This window comes from Kribbella sp. NPDC051587 (genome assembly GCF_044453945.1).
In the GTDB taxonomy this organism is placed as follows: domain Bacteria; phylum Actinomycetota; class Actinomycetes; order Propionibacteriales; family Kribbellaceae; genus Kribbella.
Map to the genome: position 1 here is coordinate 539,125 of NZ_JBITDE010000001.1, position 18,519 is coordinate 557,643.

The following is an 18,519-nucleotide window of genomic DNA, read 5'->3' on the forward strand; positions in this document are numbered from 1 at the left end:
CCGCTTGCCGAGCGCGCGAAGATGGGACCGCACACAACTTGAGACTGCGGGAGTAATCGATGAGCTCTGAGAAAGCCGAGATCGCCGTCACCGGCCTCGCCGTGATGGGGCGCAACCTGGCCCGGAACCTGGCGCGCAACGGGTTCCGCGTCGCCGTCCACAACCGGTCCCAGGGCCGCACGGACGCGCTGATCGAGGAGTTCGGGCACGAAGGTGACTTCACCCCCGCCGCCGACCTGCCCGCGCTGGTGGAGGCGCTCGAGACGCCGCGCAAGATCATCATCATGGTCAAGGCCGGCGAGCCGACCGACGCCGTGATCGACGAGCTGGTGCCGCTGCTGGAGAAGGGCGACATCGTCATCGACGCCGGCAACGCGCACTTCCTGGACACCCGCCGCCGCGAGAAGGCCCTGAGCGAGAAGGGGCTGAACTTCGTCGGCAGCGGCGTCTCCGGCGGCGAAGAGGGCGCCCTGAACGGCCCGAGCATCATGCCGGGCGGCTCCAAGGAGGCCTACGACTCCCTGGGCCCGATCCTGACCAAGATCTCCGCCCACGTGAACGGCGAGGCGTGCTGCGTGCACGTCGGCCCGGACGGTGCCGGCCACTTCGTGAAGATGCTGCACAACGGCATCGAGTACGCCGACATGCAGCTGATCGCCGAGGCCTACGACCTGCTCCGGCACGTGCTGGGGCTGACTCCGGCCGAGCTGGCCGACGTGTTCCGTGAGTGGAACACCGGCGACCTCGAGTCGTTCCTGATCGAGATCACCGCCGACGTGCTCAGTCAGGTCGACCCGACCACCGGCGGCGCGTTCGTGGACGTCATACTGGACCAGGCGGAGCAGAAGGGCACCGGACGCTGGACAGTACAGTCCGCACTCGACCTGGGCATCCCGGTCAGCGGTATGGCCGAGGCTGTCTTCGCACGGTCACTGTCAGGCGACGTCGTACGGCGTGAGGCCGCAGCCGGCGTACTGCCCGGGCCGGCGTCGGCGAAGCTGGATGTCGATCGCGAGGCGTTCATCGAGGACGTGCGGCACGCGCTGTACTCGTCCAAGCTGGTCGCCTACGCGCAGGGCTTCGACGCGATCCGGGCCGCCTCGGAGCAGTACGACTGGAACGTCGACCTCGGTGCGATGGCGACGATCTGGCGCGGCGGCTGCATCATCCGGGCGCGGTTCCTGGACCGCATCAAGGAGGCCTACGACCGCAACCCGGCACTGCCGTCACTGCTCGTCGACGACTACTTCAAGGACGCGGTCGCCAACGGTCAGGACGCCTGGCGGCGGGTTGTCGCGACGGCGGCCACGGCCGGCGTACCGGCACCGGGCTTCTCGGCCGCACTGTCGTACTACGACGGTCTGCGCGCGGAGCGGCTGCCGGCGGCGCTGATCCAGGGTCTGCGGGATCTCTTCGGGGCACACACGTACAAGCGCGTGGACGCCGAGGGGACCTTCCACCTGGAGTGGTCGGGCGACCGGTCGGAGACCAAGTCCTAGGTCGTGCGACACGCGGGCGGGTTGGCGTTAGGGTCGAACGTATGTTCTAATGTTCGCACAGTGCCAGCCCGCTCACCGCGGGCGATGTAACTAAGGAGATCGCCGCAACGATGACTGTAGACACTCTGGCAGTAGAAACGCCGTCGGACGACGTCGACACTCCCGTCACCGCCGACACCACCCCCGCTGCAACCTCCGAGTCCGTTTCGGCCCCCGACGCCGTCGCTGACACCGAGGCCCCGGCGCCCGCGCCGAAGAAGGCTCCGGCCAAGAAGGCCGCCGCGAAGAAGACCAAGACGATCGAGCTGACGCTCACCGTCACCGGCACCGCCGACGGCGAGTGGACCGCCGAGCTCAAGCAGGGCTCGACGTACCTGGCTCGTGGCGTGGCCGTCGCGGCCGCGGCCGTCTCGCGTGCCGCCAAGGAGCTGCACGAGGACCTCTCGACCCCGCTCGACGAGGTCATCGAGGAGGCCCGCGCCCAGCAGGCCGCCAAGGTCGCCGCCCTCGAAGCCGAGCTCGAGGCCGCCCGCCAGGCGCTCGCCGACCTTTCCTGATCCACCCGCCCGTTGTCTGGCCCTCGCCGGCCCGACGATCCGGTCCTGCCGGCCACCTTCCCTGGCCATCAGGACCAGCCGATGCTCGTCCTCTTCCCAGGACGCACATCGCCCTCGCAGCCCAGGTGCCCCGCGCGCCTGGGCTGCGGCCGTTCTCAGGCTCGCCGGGAGATGACCATCAGGTATTCGCAGGGCGTGTTCGCGCGATTGGCGAACTCGGTCACCGCGTCGGCCCGGTAGAAGATCGAATCACCGGCCTGCAGACGCTCACCGCCCCCGTCGATCGACACCGTCAGGGTGCCCTTGATGATCACCAGCTGCTTCTCGGTGCCCGCGGGGTAGCCCGGCAGCGGCCCGGTCGAGACCTGCGCCGGCAGGTAGTGGGCGATCACCTCGGTCCGGCCCGCGCCCAGCGCAGCCGACACGACATGGCGCTCGAATCCGGTCTCCGGGTCCCGGAAGACCGGCCGCTCGCTCTTGCGCATCACGACAGCGACACCGGCGGACGCGGGCGCACCGATCAGGTCCGACAGGGACGTATCGAGCGCGTGCGCGATCTTGGTGGCAACGCCGATCGTCGGGCTGGTCTCCCCGCGCTCCACCTTGGACAGCATCGCGCGGCTCACCGCCGAGCGCTGCGCCAACTGCTCCAGCGTCAGTCCGGCCTCCTCGCGGCGCTGCCGCGCCCGGCTCCCGAACCCGCTCGCCAGCTCCTCCGCCACCGCTGCACCCTCTTCTATGTTAGATATGGTGTCTTGTATCGGAGATCTTAGCTGGAGGCACCATGCACTACATCTCGGGCGGGCAGCTGCACGCCCGGTTCCAGTTCGGCAACCTGCAGGTCGTCTCGCTCCGCGACGGCTACATCGACATGCCACCCACGCGGCTGCGCGACGAGAGCGGCAGCCCGCTCGACGCCGTACCGGACACCGTTCCGATCATCGAGGGCAACCTGCGCCTGTCGGTCAATGCCTTCTACATCACTGACGGCACCCAGTCAGTACTCGTCGACACCGGTGCCGCCGACGCCTTGGACGCCAGCATGGGTCCCACCATGGGCTTGCTCTACGACGCCCTCGCGGAGGCCGGCATCGAGCGCACCGACATCACCGACGTCGCCATCACTCACAAGCACGGCGACCACGTCAACGGCCTCATCACACCCGACGGTTCAGAAGCCTTCCCCCACCTCCAGCGGGTCTGGGTCGGCGCCGGCGACACCCCAATCTTCACCGGCCGCCTGACCCCGGTCGCCGATCGCGTCGTACCGATCACCGCCAAGGTGACCATCAACGACTGGACCACCGCCGTCCCCGCCGAAGGCCACACCCCCGGCCACACCGTCTTCGACATCCACAGCACCAGCGGCCATCTCCTGGTCTGGGGCGACACAGTGCACGTCCCGACCCTCCAGTTCGCCCAACCGGACGTGTCCTGGGAGCTCGACGGCGACCAAGCCCAAGCCCGCAAAGCACGCGCCGGTCTCCTCGAACAGCTCACCCAGCCCGACCACTACGTAGCCGGCGCCCACCTCGACTCCCCCGGCATAGCCGCCGTAACCCCCGCCCCCAGCGGCTACACCCTCAACTACCTGGCGCCATCAATCTCCTGACAGCGGAGTCCTTTCAGGGTTGGGTTTTGAGGACTATGCGGAGGTTGGCTTTGGGTTGGTGTTGCCAGGCGGCTTCGGCTTCTTCGAGCGGGTAGGTCTCGATGATCGGGCGGATGCCCTTGAGGACGGCGAAGTTGAGGGTGTCTTCGGAGTCCTGGGCGACGCCGGAGTACCAGCCGGAGACGCTGATGCGGCTGTCGGCGAGGTCGTGGCCGGTGACCTGGATGGGGTCGGAGCCCTCCAGCACGATGAGTTGGCCGTTGGGGCGAAGGCCCTTGACCAGATCAGACTGGAGGTCGGCTCGTGACACCGTCGCCAGTACGGCGGCCGCACCGCCGAGCGCCTTGAGGGCTTCGCCGGCGTCACCTTCGGTGCTGTCGATGTACTCGTCGGCACCGAGCTGACGCGCCAGCTCCTCCTTGTCGCGACCGCGGTTGATCGCGACCGTGCGGAAGCCCATCTTGTCGGCGAACTGAATCGCCAGGTGCCCAACCCCACCAACACCCTGTACGGCGACCAGGTCGCCCGGGCCCGCGTGAGCATGGCGGAGTGCGTTGAAGGCGGTGATCCCGCCACACATCAGTGGGGCCGCCTCCTCGAACGTGAGGCCGTCGGGGATCCGGGCGACCGCGTCCTGCGGGGCCACCATGTATTCGGCGTAACCACCGTCGTACGACGTACCGACGATCGTGCGGTTGACGCAGTTCGTGAAGTCACCGCGACGGCAGTACTCGCAGGTGAAGTCGACGCCGCCGGACCAGCCGACGCCGACCTTCTCGCCGACCGTCCAGAGCGTGACGCCGTCGCCGACCGCGTCGACCACGCCGGCGATCTCGTGGCCGGGGATCCGGGGCAACGTCGTACCGAAGATGGCGTTGCGCGGGATCGCGTCACCACCGCAGATGCCACAGGCGTGCACCTTGACCCGGATGTGTCCGGGCGACGGCTCCGGGATCGCCACATCGGTCACCACAAAAGGTCCGCCGGCCTGCTGGACCTGGGCCGCGCGCATCGTGTCAGTCATCAAGCTCCCTTTCAGTGCATTCCGCCGTCGGCGACCAGTTGCTGTCCGGTGATCAGGCCGGCGTCGTCACTGGTCAGGAACGCCACCACACCGGCCACGTCCTCCGTCGTACCCAACCGCCCGATCGGCACCATCGCGACCAGGCTCTGCTTGTACTCGTCGTTCGCCGGGTCGGTGAAGATGCCCGCACCGTCGATCGGTCCCGGTACGACGGTGTTCACGGTCACGCCGCGTGGACCGAGCTCGAGGGCGAGGACCCGGGCCAGGTAGCCGGTGGCCACCTTGCTGGTGCCGTAGAGGCCGACGCCGAGCTGCGGCACCGTGGTGGTGTTCGACGAGATCGTGACGATCCGGCCGTTGTCGGCGATCCGCCGGGCCGCCTCGCGCAGGACGAAGTACGGGCCCTTGGTGTTGACCCGGAAGAGGAGATCGAAGTCCTCCTCGGTCACCTCGGTGACCGGGACGTTCACCTTCTCCATGCCGGCGTTCGCGACCACGATGTCGATCCGGCCGAACGCCTCGACGGCCGCATCGAACACCCGCGAGATCCCGTCCACCTGGGACACGTCGGCCGCGACTGTGATCGCTCGCACCCCGAGTGCCTCGGCGGCCGCCTGAACCTCGGCCGCGGCGCTCTCGTCGCGGGAGTAATTGACCACGACGTTCGCGCCCTGCCCGGCGAGCCGGAGCAGAATCGCGCGCCCGAGCCCCTTCGACGAACCGGTGACGAGCGCCGTCTTTCCCTGCAGCGTCATCCTTGTTTTCTCCCATCAAGTCGCCCTGCTCCGATCGTCCGGCGTCACGGCGCGATGAGGAAACAGAGACTTCTTAGGGAGGTCACAAGGAATCGTTGTGGCACGATTGCAGGGTGGATCTGAGCTTGCGCCTCCTGCAGGCACTGGCCGCCGTGGCCGAGGACGGCAGCATGACCCGGGCCGCCCGACGGCTGAACCTGACCCAGCAAGCGGTCAGCGGACAGATCCGTCAGCTCGAACGCGTCGTCGGTACGGCGTTGGTCGTGCGACTCGCCACGGGAATCGAGCTCACCGCGGCCGGGCTGGTCGTGCTCAAGCAGGGCGAGGCACTCCTCCAGTCCGCCGAGGCGATGGTGTCCGAGGCCCGCATGGTCGGCGCCGGCCGCTCCGAACCACTGCGGATCACCTTCAAGGCGCAGAGCACCGCGCACTTCATGCCCGCCGTCGAGGCCGCCCTCCGCCGGCAGGCGCCGGACCTCGAGGTGCAGCCGATCGCCTCGCACACGCTGCCGGACGAGATCGACGCTCTGCTCAAGGGCCGTGCCGACGCTGCTTTCCTCTGGCTGCCGATCGGCGACGACCCGCGCTTCACCATCCATCCGCTGTTCGCGGAGGATCGCTGGGTCGCTCTGCCTCCCGGTCACCCGCTCACCGAGCGGACCACGTTGACGATCGCCGACCTGGCCGACGTACCGGTCGTTGGTCCGCGCGAAGGCATGCCGGAGGCTGTGGTGCGCTTCTGGTTCATCGATCCGCGGCCGGACGGCACGCGTGCCGTCTTCGGGCCGCAGGCCCGCACGCCCGAGGAGTGCTTGCACCTGGTCGCCGCCGGCCACGGTTGCTGGATCGCACCGGCCTCAACGGTCACGTACTTCGCGCACCCGCGACTGGTGTGGCTGCCGCTGGTCGACGCGCCGCCGAACCAGTTGGCCCTGATGTGGGCCGTGCACAACCCGAACCCCTATCTGCCACTGCTGTTGCAGGAGACCAGCCGAGTGCTGCTGCCGATCACCCAGCCGACTGCGTAACCGTCTGAGCCGGGTCGTTGAGCGCGCCGTCGAGGCGCGACGTGATGGTGATCGTCAGAAGCGTGATGGCGGCGAGGACTGCGATCAGGGTCCAGCGGGCTGCGGTGTTGCTCATGAGGAAATGCTGGCTCGCGGCAGGCGCCGGGTGCCAGGGGACGGCGTGGGTTCCAGGGGCGGTTCGGGGTGCGATCCGGGGCGTTCCTTAGGCGGGAACGACGGGTGAACATGGTGTGACCGAATCGGCACGCCGAGATGGTGGGCGCGCGGCAGGCCGGGGCCGTACGGTGGGTGCCCGGGCCGGCGCCACGAAGGGGTCAGATGAGCACATTCCAGGACTTGGGTTCACTGCTGCTGGTCCGCGGCGCCGACGAGATCGACCACGCCGGCGGGACCCTCTACGTGCACCTGCACCGCGTCGCCAAGCGGCTGACCTCGCTGGGCGGCTCGGACACGCTGATCCTCGCCGGGCTGGCACACGCGGCGTACGGGACGGACGGATTCCCCACCCACCTGTTCGACTGGCAGGCCGAGCGTCCGGTGCTCGAGTCGGTGATCGGCCCGGAGGCCGAGCTGCTCGTCTACCGGTACGGCGCCTGCGAGCGCGAGACCACCTGGCGTGATCTCGCCGAGCACCGCACGGTCACCGACCGCTTCACCGGTACGTCGGAGGAGCTCGGTGGTGAGGAGCTGCGCGAGTTCGTCGACCTGACGATCGTCAACGAACTCGACGTCCTCGACCACGCTCCCGCGCTCGCGCCGAAGCTGCGGCCGTTCCTGCAGGAGCAGATCCCGCGCTGGCAGTCGATCACCTCGCCGGCCGTGCTGTCGGAGGCGCAGCGGATTCTCCAGCTCTAGATTTGCTGGAGTTCCATCGCTGGGCGACGCATGATCGAAGTATGTCCAGGTACGAAGTGATTGCTCACGCCAAGCCGGTCCGTCGTCTGTCCGAGCCCGAGTACGTCGCCCTGTCGCTCACCTCGTACCCGCTCGATCGAGGTCTGCGGTTCCAGCGCATGGAGGACCTGCCCGACGGCAAGGTCGCGATCGTCCTCCAGCACAAGGCGTCGCCCCGCAAGCAGGACCACGCCTATGCGATGGCCCAGCGCACGCTCTGCCAGCTCGGCATTGCTGCCACTGAGGTCGAGCGCGTCGACCTGCACCGGGTGACGCGCAAGCACGGGCGCACGCTGGTGCGTTCGTGGATCAGCCCGCAAGGTCCGGGCGACGCGGCCGGTGACCGCGAGCCGCGCCGGCCGAAGCCGACGCCGCCGCATCTGCAGGCCGCCCGGGAGCTGCCCACCGACTAGGGGGTGAAGACCTCGAAGGGGGTCGCGTATTTGGTGCCAAGGCGAGTGCCAGTGGGTCGGGCAACGCCCTCGAGGAACTCCTCGGGGTCGAAGTGCGGCCAGTTGAGGCCTTCGATGTAGGCCTTGTGCGCCTTCAGGGACTCGACGCCGGTGGCGAAGGTCTCGGTGGTGTCGGCGGCGTGCCGCGAGTTCGGGGAGCCGCACGCCCAGACCTGCTTCACGCCGGCCCAGCGCTCGCCCACGTCGGGGAAGATCCAGCGGTTGGCCGCGTCGCGGACCGCGTCCAGGGTGGCTCGGCCAGTGTTGATGTGGTCAGCCTGGTTCAGCAGTACGTCGCCGTCCCAGGTGTCGCGGAAGTTGTTCGTGAGCACGATCTCCGGCTGGTGCCGGCGGATCACCTCGGCGATCGCCCGGCGCAGCGGTACGCCGTACTCGATCGTGCCGTCGGGCTGACCGAGGAACTCGACCGCGGAGACGCCCACGATCCGCGACGACTCGATCTGCTCGGCCTCCCGCAACGGACCGCACTCGTCCGGCGCGAGCCCGTCGATCCCCGCCTCCCCCGACGTCAGCAGGACGTAGACGATCTCCTTGCCCTGCGCCGTCCAGCGCGCGATCGCCGCCGCCGACCCGAACTCCAGGTCGTCCGGATGCGCCACCACCGCCAGCGCCTTCTGCCAATCCTCGTCGACCGCCTGCAACCCCTCCGAAGCACTCATGCCCGCAGGCTAAGCGCCAAACACCTTCCGGGTGTAGGGGTTATCGAAGGCGCGCTGGGGATCTACCCGATCGCGCACGGCGAGGAAGTCGTCGTAGTGCGGGTAGAGCGCGCGGAAGTCCTCGGCGCCCAGGGTGTGCAGCTTGCCCCAGTGCGGACGGCCCTGGTACTCGGCGACGATCCGCTCGAACGCCTGGAAGTAGATGTCGTGCGGCAGCCGGTGGTACTGGTGGATGGCGATGTACGCCGTGTCCCGGCCGGACGCCGTCGACAGCCAGATGTCGTCGGCCGCCGCCACCCGGACCTCGATCGGGAAAGGAAGGTGGTGGCCCGAGGCATCGATCCAGTCGCGGAGCCGACGAAGCACCTCGACCACGTGTTCGCGGGGAACGGCGTACTCGGACTCGCGGAACAGCACGTTCCGCTCGGAGACGAACACCTTGTACGACGCGTCCACGTACTCACGGGCTGACAGGGCACGCGACACGAGCCGGTTGATCCGCGGCACCAGCGCCGGCCGTCGCATCGCGAGCCGGTTGGTGAGCTCGAAGACCCGGTTCGAGAGGAGCTCGTCGTCGATCCAGCCCCGGACCGCGCCGACGGGCGACGCGGCGACCCCTTCGCCGACCCGGTTGTTGCGCTTGGTCAGCGCGACGTCGGTGTGCGGGAACCAGTAGAACTCGAAGTGATCGTTGCCATCGGCAAGCTCATCGAACCCGTCCAGCACCTCGGCCATCGGGAGCGGCATCTCCTGCGCCCGCAGCAGGAACGCCGGCACCGTCTGCAGCGTGATCGAACTGATCACCCCGAGCGCGCCGACCGAGACCCGGGCCGCGTTGAAGACGTCCGCGTTCTCCTCCGGCGAGCAGTGCAGGACCGAACCGTCTGCCGTGACCAGGTCGAGCGCGGCGATCTGGGTCGCGATCCCGCCGAGCTTCGCACCGGTCCCGTGGGTGCCGGTGGAGATCGCACCGGCGATCGTCTGCTTGTCGATGTCGCCGAGGTTCGCCATCGCGAGGTCGAAGGCGGCCAGCCCGGCGTTCAGCCTCCGCAGGCCGGTCCCCGCGCCGACGCTCACCCGGCCGGAATCCTTGTCTGCACTGGTGATCGACGACAATCCGTCGAGCCGGACCATCACCTGCTCCGGCGCGGCACACCCGGTGAACGAGTGCCCGGCCCCGACCGCCTTGAGCTTCTTGCCCTGCTCAGCCGCGGCCTTGACCGCAGCCGCCAGCTCGTCGACCGACCCCGGCCGCAAGATCTCAACCCCCCGCGCCGACTCAGTCCCCGACCAATTCCGCCACGTGCTCATCCGAAGTTCCGCCCCTCACCTCGGTACGTCGTGAGCTCGGTGAGCTCGTCGCCGTCGATCGCGTGCACGACCTCGAATCGCTCGACCATCTCCCCCGCCTTCGCGTAGCGCATCCAGACCCGATCTCCAAGATGCAGCCCGTCGGCGGACTTTCCAAGGACCGGAGTCTGCACTTCTCCGGCACCTTCCGTGCCCAACAGCTTCAGACCGGCCGGCCAGGCAGGCAACGGCAGGCGCGACTTCTTCGCCGGGCCGGAGGCCACATACCCGCCACCGAACAACGTGGCGATCCGCGGGGCAGGACGCCGTACGACGTCCAGTGCGTACGCGACCGCGGGCTCGGGCTGGAAGACGTCGTACTTGTCGAAGAGCGTCGGTCCGTAGAGGCCGGAGCCGGCCGTGACCTCGGTGACGGAAGGATCGGCGCTGCTGATCTCCAGGCTGCCGGTTCCGCCGCTGTTGACGATGCGGAGCGGACCGAGCTGCTTCACCGCGTCCACCACCGCACCGCGCCGGTCAGCGAGCTCTGCAGCCGAACGGCGCTTCACCCAGCGCACGGCCGGGGAGGTGTCGGGCAGACCGGCGATCTGCGCCTCGTAGAACATCACGCCGGTGAGCTCGAACGCATCGTCCGCGACCACCTGGCGCGCCAGCCCAACCACGTCCTCCGGGGTGCGCAGCGGCGAACGCCGTACTCCGAGGTGCTGTCCGAAGACCCGCAGGGACGCGTCGACATCCAGCGCAACCTGGATCTTGGCGCCACCACCAGCCGTCACCGAGCGGATGAAGGCGAGGTGCTCGGGTGAGTCGATCATCAGCGTGATCTTCGCGGCCGCCTCAGGGTTGGCGGCCAGCTCCCGCAGCGCAGCGCGATGCGCGGTCGGGTAGCCGAGCAGGATGTCGTCGACCCCGTTCTCGGCCAGCCACAGCGCTTCGACGAGCGAGTAGCCCATCACGCCGTGGAATCCGGGCCGCTCCAGTGCGGCCGCGAGCAGCGCCCGGCACCGCACCGACTTGGACGCGACCCGGATCGGCGTCCCGGCCGCGCGACGGACCAGATCGTCCGCGTTCCGCCGGAACGCGGCCAGATCCACCACCGCGAACGGCGCATCCAGGCCCGCCGTCAGCCGTCCGTACCGCTCGAACTCACCCATCTTGGGAGTGTAGCGAAGAAATACTGAAAGGTAATACATCTTTACGACTGCAATCGCGCCGCTGCCGCCTCGACCCGCTCGTCGGTCCCGGTCAGCGCCACCCGGACATGGTGATCGGCCGTCGGGCTGTAGAAGGTGCCCGGCGCCACGAGGATGCCGTGGTCGGCCAGCGCGGCCACCGACTCGTAGGAGTCGTACGTCGGGTGATCGGCCCACAGGTAGAGCCCGCCGTTGGACAGCGTGATGTTCCAGCCGGCCTCGGTGAGCGCGTCGCGCAGCAGCGCACGGCGGCGGAGGTACCGCTCGCGCTGCTCGTCCACATGGGTGTCATCGGCGAAGGCAGCAGCCATAGCGGCCTGGATCGGCGACGGAACCATCAGCCCGGCGTGCTTGCGCACCGCGAGCAGCTCAGCGACCACGGTCTCGTCACCGGCGACGAATCCGCCTCGATAGCCGGCCAGGTTGGAGCGCTTCGAGAGCGAGTGCACCGCCAGCAGGTTGTCGAAGCTCCCACCGCAGATGTCCGGGTGGAGGACCGACATCGGCTTCTCGTCCCAGCCGAACTCGGCATAGCACTCGTCACTCACCAGCAGTACGTCGTTCGCCCGCGCCCACTCCACAGCCCGCCGCAGGTCGTCAGCCGGCGTGATCTGCCCCGACGGGTTCCGCGGCGAGTTCAGGTACGCGATCCGGACCGGACCGCCGTCGTACGACGTCGGATCCGCCACGGGCACGCTGGTCGCGCGCACCAGGGCCGCACCGGCCTCATACGTCGGGTACGCCAGGTCGGGGATCAGCACAGTGTCCCCAGCGCCGACACCCAGCAGGGTCGGCAGCATCATGATCAGCTCTTTGGTCCCGATGACCGGCAGTACGCCGTGCTGCGGGTCCACGTCGACCACACCGAGCCGCCGTGCCATCCAGTCGACCGCAGCCTGCCGCGCGGACGCCGTACCGAGAGTGGTCGGGTACGCCGGGGCGTCAGCCGCGTCAGCCAGCGCCTTCTGCACCAGTGCGGGCACCGGGTCCACCGGACTGCCCACGGACAGGTCGACGATGCCACCTGGATGCGCGGCCGCCTTGGCCTTGTAAGGGGCGAGCTTGTCCCACGGGAAGTCTGGCAACCGGCTGGAGGTCTCGAATTTCACCCACCCATTGTCTCTCGCCCGGTCGGACAGGCCTGATCGGGATCAACTCTGGTCATGATCTGGTCGGCGATGGCCCGCAACTGGTGCAGCTGCTCGGGCGACAGCGCGTCGATCACGAACTCCCGGACCGCACCGACGTGGCCAGGAGCCGCCGTCACCACGAAGTCGTACCCGCTGTCGGTGAGCGTCGCCACGGTGATGCGGCCGTCGTCCTCGGCCGTCCGCCGTACGACGAAGCCGCGGTTCTCGAGTCGCTTCACGACATGCGACAGCCGGGACAGCGAACCGTTGGCGAAGCCGGCCAGGTCACTCATACGCAGCGACCGATCGGGCGACTCCGAGAGGCCGGCGAGCACCAGGTACTCGAAATGGGTCAGGCCGGAGTCCCGCTGCAACTGGTTGTCCAGCACACCGGGCAGCTTGAAGATCACTCCGACCAGGGCCAGCCAGGTCGCGAGCTCGTCCTCGGTGAGCCACCGGGGTTCGGAATCCGACGCCATACCGGCAGTATACGGGGTTACTTGACGCTTCAAGTCTCGCCCTCTACGGTGATGTTGATACATCAACTCATCACCGAGAGTGGGCTATGAACGTCTTTCTGTGGATCCTGGCCGGAGTCCTGGCCGCCCTGTTCCTGGGGGCCGGCGCGACCAAGCTGACCCAGCCGCGCAGCAAGCTGCAGTCGACTATGGGATGGGTCGAGGACTACTCCGACACGGGCGTCAAGCTGATCGGCGCGGTGGAGATCCTCGGCGCGATCGGGCTGATCCTGCCGGCCGTTCTCGACATCGCCCCGATCCTGGTCCCGCTCGCCGCGACCGGTCTCGCGATCATCATGGCCGGGGCGATCATCACCCACGTCCGCCGCAAGGAGCTGCCGCTGGCCGGCTTCAACACCGTTCTGCTGGTCCTGACTGTCGTGGTCGCGATCTTCCGCTTCGGGCCGAACAGCTTCTGAGGCCGCATCATTGCAAGCATGACGTACGACGTGGCGGTGGTCGGGGCGGGCGCGATGGGATCGGCGGCGGCCCGGGCTCTGGCCGCCGCCGGCCGGGAGGTCGTCGTACTGGAGCAGTTCACGCTCGGCCACGACCGCGGCGGATCGCACGGTGGGACCAGACTCTTCCGTCCAGCCGCTGACGACGCCGAGCAGGTCCGGCTGACCGAGCTGGCCCGGCCGCTGTGGCGGGAGCTCGAAGCCGAGTCCGGCGAGACCCTGTTCGAGGTGACCGGTGGTATCGACTTCGGAGTCACCGACGACACCGTCGAAACCTTCAGGGCCTTGCATGCGACGACCGGTGAGGTGCTGACGCCCGAGGCTGCCAGCGAGCGCTGGCCGGGCTTCCGCTTCACCACTCCGGTGCTGCACCAGCCCGGATCGGGACGCCTGTACGCCGATCGCACGGTGAAGGCACTCCAGACCACAGCCGCCCGTCTCGGCGCAGAGTTCCGCGGGCAGTCGCCAGTGAAGGCGATCCGGCGCCACAACGGCCTGGTGGAGCTCGACGTACCCGGTGGCGCGATCAGAGCGGCACATGTCGTGGTGACGGCCGGGTGCTGGGCTCCCAAGCTTGTGAGCGGACTGGCGACGCTCCCGCCGTTCAGAGTGACGCAGGAGCAGCCCCGCTTCTTCACACCAGTCTCACCCGACCTGTCCTGGCCGAGCTTCGTGGACGAGAGCGCCGGGAGCTATGGCTTGTTCGAGGACGGTTCCGGCGTCAAGGTCGGCCTGCACGGCACTGGACCGGAGGTGGACCCGGACACCCGCGACTTCCAGGTGGAACCCGAGCGGGACGCCGCACTGATCCGGTACGTCGAGTCCACCTTCCCTGGGCTGGACACCAGCCGCACGACGGCCATCAGCTGTCTCTACGACAACACGCCGACCAAGACGTGGGTCCTTGAACGGTCCGGGCCGGTCACCGTTGCCGCAGGGTTCTCCGGCTCGGGGTTCAAGTTCGTGCCTCTGATCGGCCAGCAGGTGCGAGACCTGGTGCTTCAGAGGTAGAGGCCGGTCTGACCGTCCTCGAGGCGGTTCGCCGCGACCGCGTGCAGGTCGCGCTCGCGCAGCAGGATGTAGTCGTCGCCGCGGACCTCGACCTCGGCGCGGTCCTCCGGGTCGAACAGGACCCGGTCGTCGACCTCGACGGTCCGGACGTTGGCACCGATCGCGACCACCTTCGCCCAGGCCATCCGGCGGCCCATCTGAGCGGTGGCGGGGATCAGGATGCCGGCCGACGACTTGCGCTCACCCTCGACCTCCGCCGAGACCAGGACGCGGTCGTGCAGCATCCGGATCGGCAGCTTGTCGTCGGAGAGCTTCTTGCGAGGAGTCACCGGCGTCCCACCAGGCGACGGATCACGAGCAGGACGGCGACGACGCCCGCGACCGCACCGGCGACCGCGACGAGCTTCTGGGTCCGCAGCTGTCCGGTCTCGTCGAAGACCTGGGACCTGGCCTGCTCGACCTGACGCCTGGCCACGTTCTTCGGGTGCGCCCGGTCGACCAGCTCATCCACGGTCGAGGCCAACCGTGCCCGGGTGGCGGCGATGTCCGCCTCGATCTGCTCTGCGGTCCGAGCTTTCGTGTCCGACATGTCCCCATCTTCGCAGGTCAGCGCTGCAAGTCCACGACCACCTTGATGTCGTCCGGCTCCCGGACGAGCGCGGACGGCCAGTCGGACAGCGGAACCGTCCGGGTGATCAAGCGGCGCAGCCACTCCGGATCGGCCGCCTGCAACACGTCCACAGCATCCGCGTAGTGCCGCTTGCCGGCGTTCACCACGCCGACCAGCGCAGCGTTGCGGACGACGAGCTGCCGGACCAGTGCATCGAGCTGTACGTCGATCGACGCCGGCCCCGGTGAGATGCCGATCAGGCACATCACTCCAGCCGGTCCCAACAGCTTGGCGCAGTCGAACACCACCTGCCCGACACCGGTCGCCTCGACGACCACATCCGGTACGACGCGGAGTTCGGTGAGGTCGGTCAGGTAGTTGGCCCCGAGTGCCCGGACCAGGTCCGGCTTGAGCCCGTCCTGCATCCGGTCGAGGACATGAACGTCGTACCCACGCTGTTTGGCCACCAGAGCGGCCAGCAGGCCGATCGGTCCGGCCCCGGTGATCAGGACGTGTTCCGGGCCGTACCAGGACCGGCCGCCCACCACATCGATCTGCTCCCAGGCCTTGGTGAGCACACTGGCCGGCTCCACCAGTACGCCGAGGTCTCCCAACGAGGCCGGCACCGGTACGGCGAAGTACGGGTCGACGCGCCAGCGCTCAGCGCCGTACCCGTCCATCTCTTTGATGCCGCGCTCGGTGTAGCGGCCGTTGCGGCAGAAGTCCCACTCACCGCGTGCACAGGCCGGGCAGGGTTCCGGATCGGGTCGGCGAACCACTCCGGCGACCAGGTCACCAGGTGCGAAGCCGGATCCGGCAGGTGCCTCCAGAACCCGGCCGAGCGACTCATGGCCGATCACCAGCTCGTCGGAGCCCGGACGGCCGGTGCCGAAATGACCTGACACCAGCTCGAGGTCGGTCCCGCAGATGCCTGTCAGCAGGCCTTCCACCAGGACCGATCCGTCAACGGCCGGAGGTTCTGTGACCTCTCCCAACCGCGCCGAGTCAGCCTTCCCCGTTGTGACGGTCATAGCCCGCATGGGTTCAGGCTAACCGGGTCATGTCGACTGTCACCTCGATCGCTGTGGGCGTCCCCCCGGTGACCCGGCCAGAGTTTTCCCGCACGTAGCATTGGCGGCATCTCACTCGATCCGTGGAGGGCCTGATGTCCGAACGTCTGTCAGTCGGCGACGCCGCACCTGATTTCGCCCTCCAGGATGCCGATGGCAACGAGGTCGCGCTGAAGGACCTGCGCGGCCAGAGCGTGATCGTCTACTTCTACCCGGCGGCGATGACGCCGGGCTGCACCAAGCAGGCCTGCGACTTCCGCGACTCACTCGACTCGCTGCAGGCCGCCGGGTACGCCGTACTGGGCATCTCCCCCGACAAGCCGGCCAAGCTGGCCAAGTTCCGCGAGCGCGACGGCGTGACCTTCCCGCTGCTGAGTGACCCGGAGAAGGAGACGCTGGCGGCGTACGGCGCGTTCGGGGAGAAGACGATGTACGGCAAGAAGGTGACCGGGGTGATCCGGTCGACGTTCGTGGTCGATCCGGACGGAAAGATCGCCGTCGCGCAGTACAACGTGAAGGCGACCGGGCATGTCGCCAAGCTCCGGCGCGACCTGGGTCTGTCGTAGCTGCTTGACGAAAACGCGTCCATCGGCGGAGGGAAACCTTCGACCGTTTCATGCAAGCGGTCCAGAGGCTGACCAAGGCGGTGTGATTTGGATCACACCCCGAGTTCAGCGGACCGCAGCTACCGCATTACCGAAAGTGAGATTTCCCGCTTTCCTGTGAACAAGCGGTACTCCGGAGACCGTTGCAGTCTTCCGGAGGGACCGTTTCGGTTCATTGCGAACTTCGCCCTGACCTGCCGAAACCGGGTACTCTGCGCGCGCAGTGAGCCTCTGGGAGGGAGGGACCAACCGCGATGGGAAAGCATTCCTCTGCGGTAACGCGAAGTAACAAGAGCAACAACAATCGCCGACCGGTGTACATCACCGCGGTGGGACTACTGGTGCTGGCGATCGGCGGCGTCTTCGTGGTCCGGTCCTTCGGTTCGGAAGCGGGCGCCGACGGTCTCGGCGGCAAGGCCTGCGACGACCCCACTCAGGTCAAGCTGACCGTCGCGCCCGAGCTGCAGTCCTCGATCGAGGCCGCGGCCAAGTCGCTGGCGGCCAAGGGCGGCAAGGACGGCGTCCCCTGCCTGCAGTTCACGATCACCGCCACCGCGGCCGCCAAGGTTGCCCGGGACATCGCGAGCGGGAGCGACAACCGGCCCGACCTCTGGATCCCCGACTCGTCGATCTGGGTCTCCCAGGCCGACGACGGCGAGACCGTGCCGTCGATCGCCGTCCCGTCGATCGCCAGCTCGCCGATGGTCCTGGTCGGGAAGAACACCAGCTTCGCCGACACCTCGTCCTGGCTGCGCGCCTTCGCCGGTGCCACGCCGGCCCTGGTCGACCCGCTGGGTACGTCGCCCGGCGCCCTGGCGCTGCTGGCGGTCCAGTCCGAGCGTCAGCAGACCTCGACCACCGACAACCAGGTCAGCGGCGTCGTCGTACCGCTGGCGCAGCACCTCGGGTCGATGCCCAAGCCGTACACCGATGTGAACGCACTCTTCGGCCGCGCGGCCCAGGGCGGCAACGACATCATCGTGCCGGCCTCGGAGCAGTCCTTCGTGAACTACCAGGAAGAGCACCCCGAGGGTGGCCTGAAGGCCGTCATGCCGACCACCGGCACCCTCTCGCTCGACTACCCGGTCGTGGTCACGGCCAAGGCCGACACCACGAAGTTCAGTGACGCCGGCAAGACGCTCGGCGCCGAGATGCTCGAGGACGCCTCCAGTCAGGCCCGCGACCAGGCAGGTTTCCGCGACCAGCTGCTCGACCAGCTCAGCGGCGGCCGCGGCGTCGGCGAGGTCGACCAGCTCCCGAAGCCGAACGCCGAGACGATCGACCGCACCCTCGGCAACTGGAGCCGGCTCTCGCTGTCCACCCACTCGCTCGCGGTGATCGACGTCTCCGGCTCGATGGCGGAGAAGGTCGGCAACAAGACGCGGATGCAGCTGACCATCGAGGCCGCCTCCGAGGGCCTCAAACTGTTCCCGGACACCGCGTCCCTGGGCCTGTGGACGTTCTCGTCCAACAACGGCAAGGACGGCGCCGACTACAAGCCGCTGGTCCCGATCAAGCCACTCTCGGCCAAGCAGCGATCGGTGATCGGCAACGTGCTGAAGGTCCAGAAACCGATCCCGAACGGCGGCACCGGGCTCTACGAGACCGCGATCGCGGCCGTTTACGCGGTCCGCAAGGACTACAACCCGAACGCGGTCAACTCGATCCTGCTGTTCACCGACGGCAAGAACGACGACCCGGGCAGCGGCGACCTCGACGCGACCGTCAAGACGCTCAAGAGCATCACCGACCCCGACCGCCCGGTCCGGATCATCGCGCTCGGCATGGGCCCCGACGCCAACCCCGACGAGCTCCGTCGGCTGGCGCAGGCCACCGGCGGCCAGTCCTACGTCGCCAAGGACCCCGGCGACCTCCGCCAGGTCTTCATCGACGCCCTGCAGAGTCGCTGAGCACCACAGCTCCCCTAGGATGTCTGTCCTAGGGGAGCTCGCTTCTTCCCCGGCCAGAGTGGTGGAACGGCAGACACGCCGGCTTTAGGTGCCGGTGCCCTTGGGCGTGCGGGTTCGAGTCCCGCCTCTGGCACCCCCGTCGTACCCACCCGCCATCACGCCTCACCAAGGCCTCGTGCCGCCAGTCTTACCTTGACAGATC

Annotated in this window: 22 protein-coding genes and 1 tRNA gene; 11 read left to right on the plus strand and 12 right to left on the minus strand. The window is 68.4% G+C overall.

Annotation, left to right across the window (positions count from 1 at the left end; all coding sequences use genetic code 11):
- Positions 1–59: 59 nt before the first annotated feature.
- Together gndA and ACIA49_RS02535 are read left to right on the plus strand one after the other, a co-directional pair.
- Positions 60–1,499, plus strand: a complete 1,440-nt coding sequence (gndA, locus tag ACIA49_RS02530; RefSeq protein WP_396375313.1) for an NADP-dependent phosphogluconate dehydrogenase — start codon at positions 60–62, stop codon at positions 1,497–1,499.
- Positions 1,500–1,609: 110 nt separating this feature from the next.
- Complete coding sequence (locus ACIA49_RS02535) at positions 1,610–2,056, plus strand: DUF6319 family protein (RefSeq protein WP_396375314.1); 447 nt, start codon at positions 1,610–1,612, stop codon at positions 2,054–2,056.
- Positions 2,057–2,211: 155 nt separating this feature from the next.
- Here ACIA49_RS02535 and ACIA49_RS02540 read toward each other — a convergent pair whose 3' ends face one another.
- Positions 2,212–2,778, minus strand: a complete 567-nt coding sequence (locus ACIA49_RS02540) for a helix-turn-helix domain-containing protein (protein ID WP_396375315.1) — start codon at positions 2,776–2,778, stop codon at positions 2,212–2,214.
- 62 nt (positions 2,779–2,840) lie between these two features.
- Here ACIA49_RS02540 and ACIA49_RS02545 point away from each other — a divergent pair, with 62 nt between their 5' ends.
- Entirely contained in the window at positions 2,841–3,668 is an 828-nt protein-coding gene (locus ACIA49_RS02545; RefSeq protein ID WP_396375317.1) for an MBL fold metallo-hydrolase, read from the plus strand.
- 13 nt (positions 3,669–3,681) lie between these two features.
- Here the strand turns inward: ACIA49_RS02545 and ACIA49_RS02550 are convergent, their stop codons facing one another.
- Both ACIA49_RS02550 and ACIA49_RS02555 read right to left on the minus strand, forming a co-directional pair.
- The gene (locus ACIA49_RS02550) at positions 3,682–4,692 is read right to left on the minus strand and encodes an alcohol dehydrogenase catalytic domain-containing protein (protein WP_396375318.1); all 1,011 of its coding nucleotides are present in this window, start codon (positions 4,690–4,692) and stop codon (positions 3,682–3,684) included.
- Between the two features lie 11 nt (positions 4,693–4,703).
- Positions 4,704–5,447 (minus strand): SDR family oxidoreductase, encoded by a 744-nt coding sequence (locus ACIA49_RS02555; RefSeq protein WP_396375319.1) that lies wholly within the window; start codon positions 5,445–5,447, stop codon positions 4,704–4,706.
- 113 nt (positions 5,448–5,560) lie between these two features.
- On the opposite strand from ACIA49_RS02555, the gene ACIA49_RS02560 reads away from it, so the two are divergent.
- A complete protein-coding gene (locus ACIA49_RS02560; RefSeq protein ID WP_396375320.1) occupies positions 5,561–6,475 on the plus strand; it encodes a LysR family transcriptional regulator in 915 nt (304 codons plus the stop codon).
- Here the strand turns inward: ACIA49_RS02560 and ACIA49_RS02565 are convergent.
- A complete protein-coding gene (locus ACIA49_RS02565; RefSeq protein ID WP_396375321.1) occupies positions 6,456–6,590 on the minus strand; it encodes a hypothetical protein in 135 nt (44 codons plus the stop codon). The genes ACIA49_RS02560 and ACIA49_RS02565 overlap by 20 nt on opposite strands.
- Before the next feature lie 203 nt (positions 6,591–6,793).
- Between ACIA49_RS02565 and ACIA49_RS02570 the strand changes: the two genes are divergently transcribed.
- Positions 6,794–7,330 carry a DUF6817 domain-containing protein gene (locus tag ACIA49_RS02570; RefSeq protein ID WP_396375322.1) on the plus strand — a complete coding sequence of 179 codons (537 nt, stop codon included), beginning with the start codon at positions 6,794–6,796 and terminating at the stop codon, positions 7,328–7,330.
- Between the two features lie 41 nt (positions 7,331–7,371).
- Positions 7,372–7,782, plus strand: coding sequence for a hypothetical protein (locus ACIA49_RS02575; RefSeq protein ID WP_396375323.1), 411 nt, complete (start codon positions 7,372–7,374; stop codon positions 7,780–7,782).
- Here the strand turns inward: ACIA49_RS02575 and ACIA49_RS02580 are convergent.
- From ACIA49_RS02580 to ACIA49_RS02600, 5 genes are read right to left on the minus strand one after another with little or no spacing between them, the layout of a single operon-like run.
- Positions 7,779–8,501: a PIG-L deacetylase family protein gene (locus tag ACIA49_RS02580; protein ID WP_396375324.1), complete on the minus strand. Its 723-nt coding sequence runs from the start codon at positions 8,499–8,501 to the stop codon at positions 7,779–7,781. The two genes, ACIA49_RS02575 and ACIA49_RS02580, sit on opposite strands and share 4 nt — an antisense overlap.
- Positions 8,502–8,510: 9 nt before the next feature.
- Positions 8,511–9,812: a D-arabinono-1,4-lactone oxidase gene (locus tag ACIA49_RS02585; RefSeq protein ID WP_396375325.1), complete on the minus strand. Its 1,302-nt coding sequence runs from the start codon at positions 9,810–9,812 to the stop codon at positions 8,511–8,513.
- Positions 9,809–10,966, minus strand: coding sequence for an amino acid deaminase/aldolase (locus ACIA49_RS02590; protein ID WP_396375326.1), 1,158 nt, complete (start codon positions 10,964–10,966; stop codon positions 9,809–9,811). Before ACIA49_RS02590 ends, ACIA49_RS02585 begins: the two co-directional genes overlap by 4 nt.
- Before the next feature lie 41 nt (positions 10,967–11,007).
- Positions 11,008–12,114, minus strand: a complete 1,107-nt coding sequence (dapC, locus tag ACIA49_RS02595; protein WP_396375327.1) for a succinyldiaminopimelate transaminase — start codon at positions 12,112–12,114, stop codon at positions 11,008–11,010.
- On the minus strand, positions 12,111–12,614 hold the full coding sequence (locus tag ACIA49_RS02600) for a MarR family winged helix-turn-helix transcriptional regulator (RefSeq protein ID WP_396375328.1): 504 nt from the start codon (positions 12,612–12,614) through the stop codon (positions 12,111–12,113). The genes dapC and ACIA49_RS02600 overlap by 4 nt, the downstream gene beginning before the upstream one ends.
- 86 nt (positions 12,615–12,700) lie before the next feature.
- On the opposite strand from ACIA49_RS02600, the gene ACIA49_RS02605 reads away from it, so the two are divergent.
- Positions 12,701–13,072 carry a DoxX family protein gene (locus ACIA49_RS02605; RefSeq protein WP_396375329.1) on the plus strand — a complete coding sequence of 124 codons (372 nt, stop codon included), beginning with the start codon at positions 12,701–12,703 and terminating at the stop codon, positions 13,070–13,072.
- 18 nt (positions 13,073–13,090) lie between these two features.
- Entirely contained in the window at positions 13,091–14,122 is a 1,032-nt protein-coding gene (locus ACIA49_RS02610) for an FAD-dependent oxidoreductase (RefSeq protein WP_396375330.1), read from the plus strand.
- On the opposite strand, the gene ACIA49_RS02615 is transcribed toward ACIA49_RS02610, so the two are convergent.
- The 3 genes from ACIA49_RS02615 to ACIA49_RS02625 are packed head-to-tail and all read right to left on the minus strand — an operon-like array spanning position 14,113 to position 15,772.
- On the minus strand, positions 14,113–14,406 hold the full coding sequence (locus tag ACIA49_RS02615) for a GroES family chaperonin (protein ID WP_391543269.1): 294 nt from the start codon (positions 14,404–14,406) through the stop codon (positions 14,113–14,115). The genes ACIA49_RS02610 and ACIA49_RS02615 overlap by 10 nt on opposite strands.
- A 41-nt stretch (positions 14,407–14,447) precedes the next feature.
- The gene (locus ACIA49_RS02620) at positions 14,448–14,711 is read right to left on the minus strand and encodes a DUF3618 domain-containing protein (protein ID WP_396375331.1); all 264 of its coding nucleotides are present in this window, start codon (positions 14,709–14,711) and stop codon (positions 14,448–14,450) included.
- A gap of 17 nt (positions 14,712–14,728) precedes the next feature.
- Complete coding sequence (locus ACIA49_RS02625) at positions 14,729–15,772, minus strand: glucose 1-dehydrogenase (protein ID WP_396375332.1); 1,044 nt, start codon at positions 15,770–15,772, stop codon at positions 14,729–14,731.
- 125 nt (positions 15,773–15,897) lie between these two features.
- Here ACIA49_RS02625 and bcp point away from each other — a divergent pair, with 125 nt between their 5' ends.
- From bcp to ACIA49_RS02640, 3 genes are all read left to right on the plus strand, one after another.
- Entirely contained in the window at positions 15,898–16,368 is a 471-nt protein-coding gene (gene bcp, locus ACIA49_RS02630; protein ID WP_396375333.1) for a thioredoxin-dependent thiol peroxidase, read from the plus strand.
- 353 nt (positions 16,369–16,721) lie between these two features.
- Positions 16,722–18,317: a VWA domain-containing protein gene (locus ACIA49_RS02635; protein WP_396375334.1), complete on the plus strand. Its 1,596-nt coding sequence runs from the start codon at positions 16,722–16,724 to the stop codon at positions 18,315–18,317.
- A 52-nt stretch (positions 18,318–18,369) separates the two neighbouring features.
- Positions 18,370–18,450, plus strand: a tRNA-Leu gene (locus tag ACIA49_RS02640).
- Positions 18,451–18,519 lie beyond the last annotated feature (69 nt).